We start from the raw sequence: 16,947 nt of genomic DNA, 5'->3' as shown, positions 1-16,947 counted from the left end.
ACAACTAACCATTGGAAGAATTAATTTTAGATGCATTATTTCAAGACTTTAAAGAAAGAGAAGTTTTGAAGGTTTCACCTTTTGGAGATATTTTTTTTAAGGAAGATGACTTAAAAGGAGGAAAAGTGTATTCCGTTTGTCAAATTTTACCTCCAACCAGACCAGTAGATAATCCAGCAAAAAAAGGAGAATTTATGTTTTTGTGTCAGGTTATTGCTTTTGATGAGGATACTTTTCAGCAGTTTTTAACTGTAAAAAGAAAGTCCTTTTTTTTTAAACGCAATGTGCCAGAACAAATACAAAATTTATACGATGCTTTAATTACTAGGTTTGGGTTACGGTTAGAGCTTAAAAAGAGATTAGGAAAAATTAGCAAAGACCAAGTTTACGGCTATTGTGCATCAGACCCATATAACAGTACAAACCCCAATGCAGAAAAGGTAGATTTGTCTGTATACCATAAGGAGGTTTTAAAATATATAGAGAAAAACCCAAGGCAATTTTATTCAGATATTTGGGAGTTAAATAGTGAAAACGATTTTGGACTAGCAACCCAAAAATTATACTATGGTTATGGTTTTGAGTTGCCACGTGGTATTTTTGAGTGTAACAACCTAAGATGTTTAGCAGTGTCTAATCAAACTGTAAAAGATTTATATCCAGGTATTTTAAAGTTAAAATCACTTAATGAGCTAACCTTGCGTAATGTTAGTTTAATGGCTCCAGACTTAATTAATAAACTTTATAAGTTTAAGTATTTAGTGTCATTAACAATTTCTAGAGATGGAGATTATTACAGTGTGCCATTAAATGGTTTGCCTCCAAAATTAGAACAAATAAATAGTCTAAAATATTTAGATTTCTCAGGTAATAAAAGTCCGCTTTGGTCTTCTGTTGTTAAAATTACGGGCTTAAAAACCCTTAATTTATCTAATACATCATTAACTAGAATAACATCAAGAATAAAAAACCTAAACCGTTTAGAAGAGTTAGATTTGTCTAACAACAAAATAACAGAACTGCCAGAGAGCTTGGTTACTTTAAAGCGTTTAAAAGTATTAAGGTTAAATAATAATCCGCTTTTAACGTTGCCAAATTGGATAGGGAAACTTAAGCAATTAGAGGTTTTAGATTTGCAAGAAACACAACTTACTACACTGCCAGATAGTATTTATAACCTTACCAATTTAAAAGAACTTAATTTAAGGAAAAACCCTTTTAAAGATTTGCCACAGTCATTAGTTAAAATACCTATGAATGTATTAAAACTAGAAATGCAAAATAAGGCATTGTTTAGTGAAGAGGTTAAGCTAAAGTTAGAACAATTACCAGATGGTGATTGCTATTTTGAGTCTGACTTTAACTTTAAATTAATGGTAATAAATAAGTTAATGTACATAGATGAGGTTTTGTATCCTAAATTTAATGTTCATTTTTTTGCCAAAAATTATAAAGATCGTACTATAAATATTGAGGAAGAAGGGTATAAAATAATACCAGAAGTTGCAGCTTATTTTAAAAAGTTACCAATTCCGTCATCATTATTGTTAGATATTGTAGAGTTACAACCAGATGGAGGAGATGAAATTTACGCCCAATTAATTCCGTTTTGGAGCGGAGAAGATGATTGTTTTGATGTAAAATCTATAGCGGACATTAAATATTTACCAAGTTTAAAAGTTACCAATTCTATGAATTTTTCAGATGAATTAGTTGCACAGTTAGAGTCAAAAAATATAACGGTAAAACGTTATTAAAAAAAGCAACTTTCTAAATTTGCGAGCAGTTTAGCTACTGTGTGCAAATTCAAAAAATTGCTTTATCAAAACAAAAAAAACTTACTTTTATTTCTTTTCTAAATTTATTTCATTCATTATTTCTGCAAATAATTTGTATGATTTTATACGGTCTGTATGATTGTAAATATTAGTTACAGCAATAACCTCATTAACCTGCGTTTGTTCTAAAAATTCTTTAACCTGTTTTTTTACAGTTGCTTTGCTTCCTATAAAAGAATACTTTAACATTTGGTCTACAGCAGGGTGTTTAAACATTTGTCGTAAATTATCAGTCATTTTTACAGGAGGTAACATAAAATCTCTTTGATTGGTAAGTAAACCAACAATAATTTTAAGTAAAGATGTAGATATGTTTTCTGCTTCTTCATCTGTATCTGCCACAATAACATTTACACCAGCCATTGTATAAGGTGCTTTTAATGTAGTAGAAGGTGTAAATTCTTCGTTGTAAATTTTTAAAGCATCGTGTAGCTTAGCAGTAGCAAAATGGCTAGCAAAAGCATAAGGCAAGCCTTTTCTAGATGATAAATGTGCACTGTCTGTACTAGAGCCTAAAATATATAAAGGTACATGAACACCTTCTGCAACAGTAGCTCTAACTTTAGAGTTCTTGTTATCTGCAGAAAAATATTGTTGTATTTGTGCTACTTCTTCAGGGAAAGAGTGTGCTGCCTGTGTATGGTTTGGTCTTATGGCGTGTGCCGTTTCAGGGTCTGTTCCAGGAGCTCTACCCAAACCTAAATCTATACGGTTTTGGTACAGTGTACCAAGTGTGCCAAACTGTTCTGCAACAATTAAAGGTGAGTGGTTTGGTAGCATAATACCACCAGAGCCTACACGTATTGTTTTTGTGTTTTCTGCAACATTACCAATTAAAACTGCAGTAGCAGAACTACCAATAGTTATAGAGTTATGATGCTCTGCAAGCCAAAAACGCTTGTAACCAAAGGTTTCGGCATTTTGCGCAAGATCTACGCTATTTTTAAATGTGGTTTGTAAAGAATTACCCTTAGATACTATGGCTAGTTCTAAAACCGAGTATGCTATTTTTTTTGATGACATTTTTTTCTGTTTGTTGCTGTTATTTTAAGAAAGTAACAGTTTTTTTGAACTTTATTTTGTCGTACTAAAGACCTATTAATTACACCTATATAGTTGAGTGTAAATTATGAACTACAAAAGTACAATTAAGCAATAAATAACACGGCTATTTTAAGATGTGTTATGACTTATTTAAGTCAAGTTTAGGAATAATGCAGAAACTATTCTAAAAGTTTAGCGCTCAACTGTCTTGTAATAAGAATACTACGTTTTTTATATTTAAATTGTGAATATCTATTTGCGTAATTACAATCTATTTTTTTTAGTAACGGTTATATTTGGCTTCCCAAAAAAAATAAAAATTATGAGCGCAACTTGGTACGAATGCAAAGTAAAATATAGAAAAATGAGCGACACTGGAGCTCAAAAAGTAACAACAGAACCTTATTTGGTAGATGCAATTTCTTATACAGAGGCAGAAACTAGAATTAATGAGGAAATGAAAGCATACATTAGTGATGAGTTTAAAATAACAAACATAAAAGTTGCAAATTTTGCAGAAATTCATCCGTTTGAAAATACAGACCGTTGGTTTAAAAGTAAAGTTTCTTTAATTGCTTTTGATGAGGAAAGTGGTAAAGAACGTAAAACAAATATGTATTTATTGGTACAAGCTAACGATGTTAAAGAAGCTTACGATAATACCGTTGCTGTAATGAAAGACACTATGGGTGAATATACTATACCTGCAATTACGGAGTCTCCTATTATGGATGTTTTTCCTTACTTTTCTGGTGAAGAAGGAGAACTAGATCGTATTCATAAATTTAACGAGATAAAAGATTCTGTTCCTGAGGTTGAAGAAACAGAAGAGGCTAAAGAAATTTTAGAAGATGAAGCGTTAGCACTTGTTAGTGCAGACGTAGATTTGGATGAAGAAGAGTAGTAATTAGTTACTCTTTTATAAATAAAAAAACCAGGATAATAAGTAAATTATTATCCTGGTTTTTATGTTTTAAGTTTATTGTAATTTACAATAAGCCTGCTCTTTCTAATAAAGCTTCAACTTTTGGTTCTGCACCTCTAAAACGTTTGTATAAAACCATTGGGTTTTCTGTGCCTCCTTTAGACAATACATTGTCTTTAAATTTAGTAGCTACGTCTTTGTTAAAAATCCCTTCTTCTTTAAAGTAAGCAAATGCATCGGCATCTAAAACTTCTGCCCATTTGTAACTGTAATACCCAGAAGAATATCCTCCTTGGAAAATATGAGAAAAAGCAGTGCTCATACAAGTTTCTGCTGTGCTAGGGTATAAATCTGTGCCTGTAAAAGCTTTCTCTTCTTGTGCTTTTACATTTGTAAAGTTTGTTGGGGCTACACCGTGCCAAGACATATCTAACAGGCCAAAACTTAATTGGCGTAAGGTTTGCATACCTTCTTGAAAAGTAGCAGATTCTTTTATTTTTTGTACCAACTCCATTGGTATAACTTCTCCTGTTTGGTAATGAGTAGCAAAAAGCTCTAAGGCTTCTTTTTCATAACACCAGTTTTCTAAAACCTGACTTGGTAACTCTACAAAATCCCAATACACAGATGTGCCAGATAAGCTAGGATAAGTGGTGTTTGCTAGCATACCGTGTAAACCGTGACCAAACTCATGAAACAATGTAGTAACCTCGTTAAAAGTTAATAACGATGGTTTAGTGTCTGTAGGTTTTGTAAAATTACATACGTTAGATATATGCGGACGTACGTTTACACCATCTTTTATATATTGTGGTTTGTAAGACGTCATCCAAGCACCACCACGCTTGCCAGATCTTGGGTGAAAATCTGCGTAAAATAAAGATACAAAAGTATTTTCTGCGTCAAACACCTCATATGTTTTTACGTCTTCATGGTATTTGTCTACATTGGTAACTTCTTTAAATTGTAAGCCAAATAATTTTTCGGCTACTTTAAAAACACCGGCAATTACATTTTCTAGTTTAAAGTAAGGTTTTAGTATTTCATCATCTAAATTAAAGAGTTTTTGCTTTAGTTTTTCTGAGTAATAAGCACCATCCCATTTTTGTAATTGGTCTATACCATCTAATTCCTTAGCAAAATCTTCAAGCTGTTTAAACTCGCGTTCAGCAGCTGGTTTTGCTTTTTCTAATAATTCGTTTAAAAAAGAATGTACTTTTTCTGGCGTTTCTGCCATACGTTCTTCTAGTACAAAATTTGCGTGTGTTTTATACCCAAGTAAATTGGCACGCTCGTGGCGTAATTTTGCTATTTTTAATACATTTTCTTGGTTGTCTAGCTCATCACCTTTAAACGCTTTACTGCCAAAGGCTAATGATAATTTTTTACGAAGTTCTCTGTTTTTAGCATACTTCATAAAAGGTATATAGCTAGGATAATCTAATGTTATTAACCAACCATCTAAATCTTTAGATTTGGCTAGTTGCGCAGCAGCTTCTTTTTCTCCTTCTGGCAAACCATCTAAATCTTCTTCATTAGTTAAATGCATTTTAAATTTATTGGTTTCTGCCAATACATTTTCTCCAAACTTTAGTTTAAGTTTAGATAATTCTGCATCTATTTCTCTAAGTCTAGTTTTTTTATCTTCAGCCAAGTTTGCTCCGTTTCTGCTAAACCCTTTGTACCTTTTGTCTAACAATGTTTGTTGCTCTACAGTTAGATCTAAATTGTCTTTTTGCTCATAAACAGCTTTAACTCTTTTAAATAAAGCTTCGTTTAAAGTAATATCATTACCAAACTCAGACAATAAAGGAGAAACTTCCTGTGCTATTTTCTGAATTTTTTCATTAGTTTCCGCAGAATTTAAATTAAAAAATACGCTTGAAATACGGTCTAATTGCTGACCAGCAAAATCTAGAGCTTCAATAGTATTTTTAAATGTAGGAGCGTTAGTGTTATTTGTTATAGCATCTATTTCTGCTCTTGCATCTGCCATAGCTTGTGTAAAAGCAGGCATAAAATGCTCGTTTTCTATTTTGGAAAATGGTGCAGTATCAAAAGGGGATAATAATGGATTCATTAATTGTATACTTTGTGTGTAAATTAGTGTTTTATGTTATAACAAAGTTATTAATTAAAAAACGAATATTTTACTTGCTCTATTTTTATTCTAGCATAGCTAATCACAACTATTAAAATACAATTTAAAAATAAGTTAACATTGTAAATATAAGTTGTCTTTTAAATAAAAAATATGTTTGCTTTTTTTAATAGTTAGATAATGATTTGTAAAAAACTAAAGGATGAGGATTTTAAAATTTTGTATGATTTTTTTAATAACTCATATAAAATAAATGAAGAAATATTTAATGTTGTTAAGAGTTTTTGTATAAAAAGGGTTTATCAAAAAGGGGAATGTATACTTAAAGGAGGAGAGATAGAGCAATATTCTAATGTTGTAATTAAAGGTGTAGTGCATCAATACATTGTTGATATTGATAAGGAAGTAACGACAAATTTAACCCCGGCAGGTTTAGGTTTTAATAGTTTAGTGAGCTACGTTAATCAAGTGCCTACAGAAGAAATACAAGAAGCATTAACTGATGTTGAATTAATAAGTTTAAAGAAAGAGCATATAGAAGAAATACTTAAAAATTATAATGAAATAGGAATTCTTCTATACAGACTGCATGAAGATATATTGTTAGACAGAGAAAATAGAATGCATTTGCTACAATATAGGAGTGCAGCAAAACGATTTAAATATTTTTATGAAAATGTAGAAAGGTCTAAATTAATTATACAGCATACACCAGATAAGCATATAGCTAGGTATTTAAAAATGAATCCGCAACAATACAGTAAGGAAAAAAATATTTTTTATAAAAGTTTATAAGCAATAGTTATCTGTACATAACTTATTGTTGATCTGAAATAGTTTGTTTTGTCCTATTAAAAAATCTAAACAAAACATTTATGAAATTCCCAAATTTTACCATACTACTTTTAACCATACTACTGTTTTTTGGTTGTTCTAAGGAAGAAGACAAACTACCACCAGATCCTGTAAAAGGAGATTTACAAATTTTAAGCTTTCAGTTTTTAGCAGATAACAACTCTTCAATATCAAATGACGTAATAGGTGAAATTAATGAAGATGAAAATAAAATTTATTTAAGTTTACCATTTAATACATCTGTAACTTCATTAACTCCAACAATAACAATTACTAATGGTGCTACAATCACCCCTGGTAATAATACAACACAAGATTTTTTAGAACCTATAGATTATGTGCTTTCTAAAGCTGGGCTTAACAACGTTACTTATTCAGTTATTGTAACTTTAGAAGAAGAGCAAGAAGAAAGTGATGCTTCAGTTTTAAACTTTTCTTTTTTAAAGGAAAATAATGCTAGTTTATCTGATAATTATGAAGCTGTAATTGAAAATAATGAGATTAAATTACAAATATCAGAAAAAGAAGATTTACAGAGCATTATTCCAATAATTGAAATTTCCGAAGGAGCTACAATATCACCAACAATTGATACTGGTATAGACTTTAGAAATGATGTTGTATTTGCTGTAACCTCTGAAAACGGTGAAGTACAAAAAGAGTATACAGTAAAAATAGTAAGGTTAAGGAGTGTTAAGGATGTTGTTAAATTTGAGGTTACTATTGATGATAAAGCATTTGAAGCAATTATTAATAATGATTTAAATGAGATTAGATTGAAAGTTCCTGAAGGTACAGATATTACCAGCTTAACTCCAGAAACTCAATTGTCAGATAAAGCTGAAGTCTCACCTTTAAGTGGAACATCTCAAAATTTTTCTAATCCTGTTATTTATACAGTAACAGCTGAAGATGGTTCAGAAAAAGAATATACTGTTTATGTGGGTTTTTTAAGTCCTTTAGAGTCAGATAGGCAGTTTTTAGAAGAATTGTATAACGTAAACGAAGCTTATAACTCACCATCATTTTATTTAGATTGGGATTTAGAGGCCTCTACAATGCAAAACTGGGAAGGCGTTACAATTGTTGATGGTAGAGTGTCAAAACTTGTGATTTCTGGAGTAAGCATCAATGAAATTCCTGTTAGCATAACCGCTTTAAATCAATTAAAAACCTTAACTATTTCTGGAAAAAGTTTAGCTATTTTACCACCAGAAATAGGGAGCTTAGAACATTTAGAAACATTGACTTTATACGATAATCAGTTAACAAGTTTACCCATAGAAATAGGAAACCTACAGTCTTTAAAAGGATTATTTTTAAGAAATAATTTATTAGAACAATTACCTGTAGAATTAGGAAACTTAAATAATTTATCAATTTTAGAAGTTCAAAATAATAATTTAAACAAATTACCAGTAGAAATTTCTAATATTCCTAATTTGCTGTTGTTAAATATTACCAATAACCCTTTAACAGAAATACCACAAGAAATATGTGAAATGACCACAGAAGGAGGAAGACAGATTACAATTTCAAAAGATACTGACGATGAATGCAAGTAACAAACTCACTAATGAAAAAGTTTATAATTGTTTTTAGTATAGTACTTATTTACGCATGCAGTAAAACAGATGCAGCGGACAATATACCAGACGTAGTACCTGATGATGAAATTATTACCATACCCGTGGTTGTTCATATTGTTAATTATGCTCCAAATCCTTTTGATATTAGTGATGAAAAGATTTTTTCACAAATAGCTGTACTCAATAAAGATTTTAGAAAGCGAAATGTAGATGTTACTAATGTACCTGATGAGTTTGTTCATTTAGCGGCAGATACTAAAATTCAGTTTAAATTAGCAGTTATTGATCCTTTAGGTAACGCAACAACAGGCATAATAAGATCATCTAGCGAGGTTACAGGTTGGGACGGAAAGACATCTGTGTTTGATGAAACAGCAATAGAAAATTTTAAACTTTATTATTCAGATAAAGGAGGCCAAGATGCTTGGCAAAAAAACTATTTAAATATATGGATTGCAGATTTAAGTGATCGTCATGGTAATTTGGGTCTAGGAGGTTATGCAACTTTTCCTGGAGCAGACCCAAGAATAGATGGTGTTGTAATAGATCCAAGAGTATTTGGAACCTTACCTCCTTTAATTAAAAATTTTGATTTAGGAAGAACGTTAACTCATGAAATAGGTCATTGGCTTAATTTACTACATATTTATGGTAAAGACGGAGATTGTGAAGAGGGTGATTTAATAGATGATACTCCCACTCAAAAATCACAATATTTAGGTGTGCCTAGTTATCCTCAAAATTCATGCGAAACAAATGATATGTATATGAATTTTATGGACAGGGTTAATGACAATGCAATGTATATGTTTACCCACGGTCAAAAAAAAAGAATGCGTTCTGTATTTAATAAAAATAAAGCAAGGAGGTCTTTGTATATAAGCTCAAAATAATTGTAAACAAAACATTTATATTAATTGAGAGGTGATCTTTTTACATAAAATTTTATTCTAATTCAAAAGATAAAGGTGAGAAGGTAATCCCAGGTTTTGGAAAAATAGAGAGTTATTACAAAAAAATACTTATCCTGAAATATTTAAATTTGATATAAGCATTAATTTTTACTTCTTGGAACGAAGGTGCACCATAAACACAAAATTTGTAAGGTTGATGATGTAGTTTTAACATAAGATGTTCTTCATAAAAAATCTAAAGGAAATAGTTATGTAAGAATACAATAAAATAAAAAAGCAAGTACAGTAATGTACTTGCTTTTAATTTATTTGTTTATGCTTTTAGCTCCTTCAATAACTTTTTGTTTTAATCCTTCTTTGTAAAAAATAACTTTATCTAACACACATTTATCTGACGCTCCAATTATTTGTGCAGCTAAAATACCTGCGTTTTTTGCACCATTTAAAGCAACAGTTGCAACTGGTACACCACCTGGCATTTGTAAAATAGACAAAACAGAATCCCAACCATCTATAGAGTTGCTACTTTTTACAGGAACACCAATAACTGGTAAAGGAGACATAGATGCTACCATACCTGGTAAATGTGCAGCACCACCAGCACCAGCAATAATAACACTATAACCATTTGTATGTGCATTTTTGCTAAAGTCGAATAATTTTTCTGGGGTACGGTGAGCAGAAACAATATCTACATCTACCTCAATATCAAAACCTTTTAAAATATCTATTGCGTCTTGCATTACAGGAAGGTCACTTGTGCTTCCCATTACTACGGCTACTTTGCTCATAATTTATTCGCTTATTACTTTAATTGTATTTTTTACTTGCTCTGCTATTTCACGAGCCTTATCTATATCTTTATTTACAATAGTTACGTGTCCCATTTTACGAAAAGGTCTTGTTTCCTTTTTGCCGTAAATATGTGGTGTAACTCCTTCTAATTTTAAAATGTCTTCCATATTTTGGTACACTACATTGCCAGTATACCCTTCTGCGCCAACAAGGTTTACCATAATACCAGCTACTTTACTTTTTGTATCGCCTAATGGCAAACCAAGTATAGCACGTATATGTTGTTCAAACTGGTTGGTGTAGCTAGCTTCAATACTATAATGTCCACTATTGTGTGGTCTAGGGGCAACCTCATTCACTAATATTTCATCCTCATTTGTTTGAAACATTTCTACAGCCAATAAACCAACGTGTTTAATTTTATCTGCTACTTGCAAAGCCACTTTTTGTGCTTTTTGGGCAACAGCGTCTGGTATTCTAGCCGGACAAATAACATATTCTACCTGGTTGGCTTCTGGGTGAAACTCCATTTCTACCACAGGGTATGTTTTAACTTCTCCGTTACTACTACGAGCAACAATTACAGCAAGTTCGTTTTTAAACGGTACCATATCTTCTGCAATACACTCTACATTTGGCAAACCTTCTAAGTCAGAAAAATTACGCACAACTTTAACACCTTGGCCATCATAACCAAACTGTGCACATTTCCAAACAAACGGAAAATTTAACCCTCCATTTTCTATACTGTCTTTAATTTCACTGGTGTAAGCAAACCTGTGAAAATCTGCAGTAGGTATATTATTGTCTACATAAAATAATTTTTGAGTAGCCTTATTATGTATAATTCGCAAAGCACTAGTTGGTGGGTATACTTTTTTACCTTCGTCTTCTAATTTTTCAAGCGCAGATAAATTTACGTTTTCAATTTCAATAGTAAGTATGTCTACCGTTTTACCAAAATTGTAAACGGTGTCAAAATCTAAAATATTACCCTTAACAAATTGATTGCAAGCTATGCTAGATGGTGCATCTTCTGAAGCCTCTAAAACCTTGGTAAATATGTCTAGTTTACGGGTTTCATAAAGCATCATTTTTCCTAATTGGCCACCACCTAAGATGCCCAGTTTAAAATCTGAAGAAAAAAAGTTCATTTTTGTAATTTTAGCAGTATTGTTAACTTGGTAACAAAAATACACTTAAATCTTAAAACTGCTCTTGTATATCCTAAAAAGAGAAATCAAAATGGTATATTTGCGCTTTTACTAAAAGAACATTCAATTGATTAAGCTACACGACAAATATTTTAGACCTTATTTAACAGAGCAAGAAATATTAGCTGCAGTTAAAAAAATTGCAGGTCAGATTGCCGAAGACTATAAAAACGAGACTCCGGTATTTATTGGTGTACTTAATGGTTCTTTTATGTTTGTAGCAGATTTATTAAAAGAGTACCAACACAATTGTGAGGTTTCTTTTGTTAGATTAAGCTCTTACAGTGGCTTGTCTTCTACAGGTATTGTAGAAACACTTATAGACGTGTCTGATACTATAGAAGGTAGAAGCGTAATAATACTAGAAGATGTTATAGATACTGGCCGTACTGTAAAACAACTAGTGCATATGTTTAGCAATAGTAATGTAAAGGAGTTTAAAATTGCAACATTATTTTACAAACCATCTGTATATTCTGGAGAGTATAATATAGACTATGTAGGTATAGAAATACCAAATAAATTTATTGTAGGTTACGGGCTAGATTATAATGAGCTTGGTAGAAACCTAAGAGAAGTGTATCAACTAAATCAAAATAATATGATAAATCTTGTACTATTCGGGAAACCGGGAGCTGGCAAGGGCACACAGGCAAATTTTTTAAAAGAACAGTACAATTTAAAACATATTTCTACAGGAGATGTGTTTCGTTACAATATAAAAAATGGTACAGAATTAGGTACGTTGGCAAAATCTTTTATAGATAAGGGTGAGTTGGTACCAGATGAGGTAACTATAAATATGTTAAAGGAAGAAGTAGAAAAAAATCCTGATGCTAGTGGATTTATTTTTGATGGTTTCCCAAGAACAACAGCACAAGCAGAAGCATTAGATAACTTTTTATCTACTAAAGATATGAAGATAGATGCAACTATTGCTTTAGATGCTAATGATGAAGTTTTAATACAGCGTTTATTAGAGCGTGGTAAAGTTAGCGGTAGATCTGATGACCAAGACGAAAGTAAAATTCGTAACAGGTTTGAAGAGTACAACCAAAAAACAGCTCCTTTACAAGCGTATTATAACAAGCAAGGTAAGTTTCATACCGTTAATGGTATAGGAGAAATAAAAGAAATTACAACTAGGCTAAGTAAAGTAATAGATACTTTATAACCTAAACACTTATTATATTAATTCCATAACCTAAAACAATGACCGAGGGTAATTTTGTAGACTATGTAAAGATGACGGTTTCTTCTGGTAACGGAGGTAAAGGCTCTGTGCACTTGCATAGAGAAAAGTATATTACCAAGGGTGGTCCAGATGGTGGTGATGGTGGCCGTGGTGGTCATATTATTTTACGTGGTAATAAAAACTTATGGACTTTATTAAATTATAAAGTACAAAGGCATTTTAAAGCCGGACACGGAGAACACGGTAGTAAAGGCCGTAGTACAGGAGCAGATGGCGAAGACGTTTTTATGGATGTACCATTAGGTACCGTAGTTAGAAATACAGAAACTAACGAAATTGTTTTAGAAGTTACAGAACACGGAGAAGAAGTTATACTACTTAAAGGTGGTTTAGGTGGCCGTGGTAACTGGCACTTTAAAAGTAGTACCAACCAAACACCAAGGTATGCACAACCTGGTTTACCTGGAGAAGAAATGCAAATTACCTTAGAGCTAAAAGTATTAGCAGATGTTGGTTTAGTTGGTTTTCCTAATGCAGGTAAATCTACGTTGCTATCTGTATTAACTTCTGCAAAACCTAAAATTGCAGATTATGAGTTTACTACATTAAAACCAAACTTAGGAATTGTAAAGTACAGAGACTTTCAAAGTTTTGTAATGGCAGATATTCCTGGTATTATAGAGGGTGCTGCAGAAGGTAAGGGCCTAGGTCATTACTTTTTAAGACATATAGAGCGTAATGCTACATTATTATTTTTAATACCTGCAGATAGTAAAGATATTGGTAAGGAGTACAGAATACTTTTAAATGAACTTAAAAGGTATAATCCAGAACTTATAGATAAAGAACGTTTTGTAGTAATTTCTAAAAGTGATATGCTAGATGATGAACTTATTGCAGAAATGAGTGCAGAGTTAGATAAAGATTTAGACGGTGCTACTTATATGTTTATTTCTTCTGTTGCACAACAAGGATTACAAGAGTTAAAAGATAAATTGTGGCAACAGCTAAACAATTAATGAGTTACATTGTAGGGTATTATTAAATCTTTTTAATAACTTTAAAAGACCATACCTCTTATTTATACCGTATAATAAGTAAGATTAATTAAATACATACCAATGAAAAACTACATATCTCTACTATTTATTATACTGTTGGTTTCATGCAATACTGTACGTGTAAATTATGATTATGATAAAGATTTAGACTTTACAGCGTATACTACTTATGGTTTTTATAGAGATATGAATACTGGTTTAAATGATTTAGATACCAAGCGCCTATTAAATGCTATAGAAGATGTTATGCGCACCAAAGGTTTTAAATTGGCAGAAGAACCAGAACTTTATATTAACATTACTGCACAAGTATATAAAGGAGCACCAAGCAACTCTGTTGGTGTTGGCTTAGGTGGTGGCGGTAACAATATTGGTGGCGGCCTATCTGTAGGAGTTCCAATTGGTGGTGCCCAGTTGCAACGCGAAATTACCTTTGACTTTATAGACGTACAACGAGATGCTTTGGTTTGGCAAGCTGTAAGTGTTAGTGGTTATAAAGAAAACCAAACCCCAGAAGCCAAAGAACTTAAACTACTGCAAATAGTAGAAAAAGCACTAAGTAAATACCCGCCTAAGGTAAAATAGTTGTTAGTTTGTTTGCTGCAAACTAAGTAGTTATGTACTGCAAATACAGCAATTTCAATTCAATTCTTCAAAATTACCGTTCGCAATTCTTAAATTACCGTTTGTCATAAAACGGATTTTTTTAGGGATAAGTTGCTATACCTTTACATCATAATTAAACTACTAATAATAACCTTAAATTTTAGTATTATGAAAAATAGAATAGCAATCATCAAAAAAGCAGAACAAATTAAAGCCTTATTAATATGTAGCATTATAGCAATAGTGCCAGTATACCACGTAGGCTACAAATTAGGCGGTGCTATTGTACAGTTATTTGTGTAATAAACCAAGGTGTTAACGTGTATTACCGTTTAGGTTTTAAATACTACCGTTCATCATAAATTACCTAAAAAGACATTTAAACTATTTTATTTTTGAATCATCAATCAAAAAACAAATCATCAATCAATCAACAACAGTTCATTAATAAATAGTTCATTAATAAATAGTTCATCAATCAAAATCATCATTTTTAAAAACTAACAGTTATGCAGAAACCAACAACCCAAACCCAAAAAGTAAATACAATTGCTTATGGTATTTTAATTAGCACTTTTGCACTTGCACTACTTTTTGGTTTAGGTTACAACTTTGGTAAACTTTTGTACTACTTAGGATTTTAAAAACAACTAATCAACTATTAACCATCAATCTAAAAAAAACATTATGATACTACTAGCAGAATTATTGATTGTCGTAATTTTAAACATTATCGCTTAAACAAAAATATATAGCCTTTACAGCGTATTAATGTATTAGAATAAAATTTAATGAAACTTATAAATAACTGGAAATACTGGGTTTTTGCCTTAATAGGGTGGTTGGTTTTAATACTATCTACACTAACTTTTGACAAAGTCTCATACGGATTAGAATATGCAAACCAAAATGAATATTACGGTTATATAAGTTACTTAATAGGAGAAGGTATTGCATGTGGCTTACTAGCATATGCAATGTCTTTTATATTGTTATATTATATAGAAAAGCACATTACATTTGGGAATCTTAAAAAACGAAATGTAGTTAGTTTGGTATTGCTTTTTATTGGAGTTCAAATAATATACTCCTTAATTTTATGGCCAATGTTAGATGTGGTTCAGAGTATTTCTAGTTTTGAATCAGAAAAAAGCTTAACAGACTCTATAAATTGGTTTATGCGTTTAACAAATATACCATTCTTTTCTGCAATGTTTGTGATATGGATTTTTATAGTATTAGTAATAAAAGCTTATGACTACAACAAAAACATTACGTTAAAACAGTTTAAACTAGAGGGGAGTTTAAAAGAATCGCAATTAAACTCTTTAAAAGGACAAATTAATCCTCATTTTATGTTTAATAGCTTAAATAATATTAGAGGATTAATGTTAGAAGATGTTGGTAAGTCTAGAGAAATGCTTACAAAACTGTCTGAAATGCTTAGGTATTCATTAATTAAGAACGATGTAAATTCTATTGCTTTAGAAGAAGAGTTAGATATGGTAGAAAACTATATTGCTTTGTCTAAAATACAGTTTGAAGATAGATTAGAATTTGTAAAAGAAGTAGATCCTAATTCGCTTTCTGTGTCCATACCTCCAATGATTATACAGTTATTGGTAGAAAATGCGGCAAAGCACGGTATCGCTAATTTAATTAAAGGAGGCACAATAACGTTAATAACTAACAGAACCCATGATTATTTACATATAATAGTACGTAATACGGGTAAATTAAAAATAGCAAAAGGTTCTACGCAATTAGGGCTTAAAAATATAAAACAACGACTACGGTTGTTATACGGAAACTTAGCAGAGTTTTCTATAGGAGAAGTAAATGAAGAGGTAGTAGCAAATATTAAAATACCAATGGTATGAGTATGATTAAAGCAGTTATAGTTGAAGATTCTAGATTGGCTAGAAACGAGTTAAAAGAATTGATTAAAAACCACGGCGATATAGAAATTGTTGGGGAGGCAGAGAATGTAGATGAAGGTTATAAATTAATTAATGAAACCCAACCAGACTTATTGTTTTTGGATATTAATATGCCAGAAAAAGATGGATTTGAGCTCTTAGAAATGTTAGATAAGGTGCCAATTACAGTGTTTACTACAGCTTTTGATGAATATGCCATTAAATCTTTTGAGTATAATGCCTTAGATTACATTTTAAAACCTATAAACGCTAAGCGTTTTGCAAAAGCTATAGAAAAAGTTAAGGCACAACTAGAGGGGTCTATAACAGAAAATGGCCAAGAGAATGCAACTAATGAAGCTAAAGAAAAACTAACAGAAAGTAGTCAGATTTTTATAAAAGATGGAGACAAATGTTGGTTGGTTAAAATAGGAGATATCTCTTTGTTTGAAATAGTGGGTAATTATACACGTGTTTATTTTAAAGGAGAAAAACCAATGTTGTATAAGTCTTTAAACCAAGTTGAAGAAAAATTACCAGAGCATAACTTTTTTAGGGTTAACAGGCAACAGATTATAAATGTAAATTACATTGCTAATGTTGTACCGTGGTTTAATGGTAAACTTAAATTAACAATGAACTCTGGTGAAGAAGTAGAGGTGTCTAGAAGACAGTCTTATATTTTTAAAGATAAAATGAGTATTTAAAAAAGATGCTAAAAAGTAATGACTAAATTGTGGGGAAAAACCACTACTTTTTATACATCTCTTCAGGAAATTAGCCATTAAGCAGGCTTGTATATTTTTACTATCTAATAGTGTATAATTGTATACCTACTTTAAAGTTAATTAAAAATATTTACTTTATAGTATAAAGTATTGTAAAACAATA

Annotated in this window: 16 protein-coding genes; 12 read left to right on the top strand and 4 right to left on the bottom strand. The window is 31.2% G+C overall.

What is annotated here, in order from left to right:
• The first annotated feature begins 11 nt into the window (after positions 1-11).
• The gene (locus KLA_RS17455) at positions 12-1,757 is read left to right on the top strand and encodes a leucine-rich repeat domain-containing protein (protein ID WP_051456017.1); all 1,746 of its coding nucleotides are present in this window, start codon (positions 12-14) and stop codon (positions 1,755-1,757) included.
• A gap of 87 nt (positions 1,758-1,844) precedes the next feature.
• On the opposite strand, the gene KLA_RS00635 is transcribed toward KLA_RS17455, so the two are convergent.
• A complete protein-coding gene (locus KLA_RS00635; RefSeq protein ID WP_034642840.1) occupies positions 1,845-2,861 on the bottom strand; it encodes an LLM class flavin-dependent oxidoreductase in 1,017 nt (338 codons plus the stop codon).
• 343 nt (positions 2,862-3,204) lie between these two features.
• Between KLA_RS00635 and KLA_RS00630 the strand changes: the two genes are divergently transcribed.
• A complete protein-coding gene (locus KLA_RS00630) occupies positions 3,205-3,786 on the top strand; it encodes a DUF4494 domain-containing protein (protein ID WP_034642838.1) in 582 nt (193 codons plus the stop codon).
• A gap of 85 nt (positions 3,787-3,871) precedes the next feature.
• On the opposite strand, the gene KLA_RS00625 is transcribed toward KLA_RS00630, so the two are convergent.
• Entirely contained in the window at positions 3,872-5,887 is a 2,016-nt protein-coding gene (locus KLA_RS00625; protein ID WP_034642835.1) for a M3 family metallopeptidase, read from the bottom strand.
• 201 nt (positions 5,888-6,088) lie between these two features.
• Here KLA_RS00625 and KLA_RS00620 point away from each other — a divergent pair, with 201 nt between their 5' ends.
• The 3 genes from KLA_RS00620 (at position 6,089) to KLA_RS00610 (ending at position 9,245) form a co-directional block, all read left to right on the top strand.
• On the top strand, positions 6,089-6,703 hold the full coding sequence (locus KLA_RS00620; RefSeq protein WP_013621674.1) for a Crp/Fnr family transcriptional regulator: 615 nt from the start codon (positions 6,089-6,091) through the stop codon (positions 6,701-6,703).
• An 80-nt stretch (positions 6,704-6,783) separates the two neighbouring features.
• Positions 6,784-8,328, top strand: coding sequence for a DUF5018 domain-containing protein (locus tag KLA_RS17450; RefSeq protein WP_051456016.1), 1,545 nt, complete (start codon positions 6,784-6,786; stop codon positions 8,326-8,328).
• An 11-nt stretch (positions 8,329-8,339) separates the two neighbouring features.
• Positions 8,340-9,245: a zinc metalloprotease gene (locus tag KLA_RS00610; RefSeq protein ID WP_051456015.1), complete on the top strand. Its 906-nt coding sequence runs from the start codon at positions 8,340-8,342 to the stop codon at positions 9,243-9,245.
• A gap of 326 nt (positions 9,246-9,571) precedes the next feature.
• Here the strand turns inward: KLA_RS00610 and purE are convergent, their stop codons facing one another.
• Both purE and KLA_RS00600 read right to left on the bottom strand, forming a co-directional pair.
• The gene (gene purE / locus KLA_RS00605) at positions 9,572-10,057 is read right to left on the bottom strand and encodes a 5-(carboxyamino)imidazole ribonucleotide mutase (RefSeq protein WP_013621677.1); all 486 of its coding nucleotides are present in this window, start codon (positions 10,055-10,057) and stop codon (positions 9,572-9,574) included.
• Between the two features lie 3 nt (positions 10,058-10,060).
• Positions 10,061-11,215, bottom strand: coding sequence for a 5-(carboxyamino)imidazole ribonucleotide synthase (locus KLA_RS00600; RefSeq protein WP_034642833.1), 1,155 nt, complete (start codon positions 11,213-11,215; stop codon positions 10,061-10,063).
• Positions 11,216-11,342: 127 nt separating this feature from the next.
• Between KLA_RS00600 and KLA_RS17785 the strand changes: the two genes are divergently transcribed.
• The 7 genes from KLA_RS17785 to KLA_RS00575 all read left to right on the top strand — a co-directional run bounded on the left by KLA_RS17785 (position 11,343) and on the right by KLA_RS00575 (position 16,763).
• Positions 11,343-12,449: an adenylate kinase gene (locus KLA_RS17785; protein WP_013621679.1), complete on the top strand. Its 1,107-nt coding sequence runs from the start codon at positions 11,343-11,345 to the stop codon at positions 12,447-12,449.
• A 38-nt stretch (positions 12,450-12,487) separates the two neighbouring features.
• A complete protein-coding gene (obgE, locus tag KLA_RS00590) occupies positions 12,488-13,489 on the top strand; it encodes a GTPase ObgE (protein WP_013621680.1) in 1,002 nt (333 codons plus the stop codon).
• Between the two features lie 102 nt (positions 13,490-13,591).
• Entirely contained in the window at positions 13,592-14,116 is a 525-nt protein-coding gene (locus KLA_RS00585; protein WP_013621681.1) for a DUF4136 domain-containing protein, read from the top strand.
• Between the two features lie 189 nt (positions 14,117-14,305).
• Positions 14,306-14,440, top strand: coding sequence for a hypothetical protein (locus tag KLA_RS18470; protein WP_013621682.1), 135 nt, complete (start codon positions 14,306-14,308; stop codon positions 14,438-14,440).
• A 206-nt stretch (positions 14,441-14,646) separates the two neighbouring features.
• Complete coding sequence (locus tag KLA_RS18465) at positions 14,647-14,781, top strand: hypothetical protein (protein ID WP_013621683.1); 135 nt, start codon at positions 14,647-14,649, stop codon at positions 14,779-14,781.
• A gap of 147 nt (positions 14,782-14,928) precedes the next feature.
• On the top strand, positions 14,929-16,017 hold the full coding sequence (locus KLA_RS00580) for a sensor histidine kinase (RefSeq protein ID WP_034642829.1): 1,089 nt from the start codon (positions 14,929-14,931) through the stop codon (positions 16,015-16,017).
• The gene (locus KLA_RS00575) at positions 16,014-16,763 is read left to right on the top strand and encodes a LytR/AlgR family response regulator transcription factor (protein ID WP_034642826.1); all 750 of its coding nucleotides are present in this window, start codon (positions 16,014-16,016) and stop codon (positions 16,761-16,763) included. Before KLA_RS00580 ends, KLA_RS00575 begins: the two co-directional genes overlap by 4 nt.
• Positions 16,764-16,947: the final 184 nt, after the last annotated feature.

It is taken from the genome of Cellulophaga geojensis KL-A (genome assembly GCF_000568425.1).
GTDB classification, from domain to species: domain Bacteria; phylum Bacteroidota; class Bacteroidia; order Flavobacteriales; family Flavobacteriaceae; genus Cellulophaga; species Cellulophaga lytica.
This window is presented reverse-complemented; position numbering and strand designations above follow the sequence as displayed.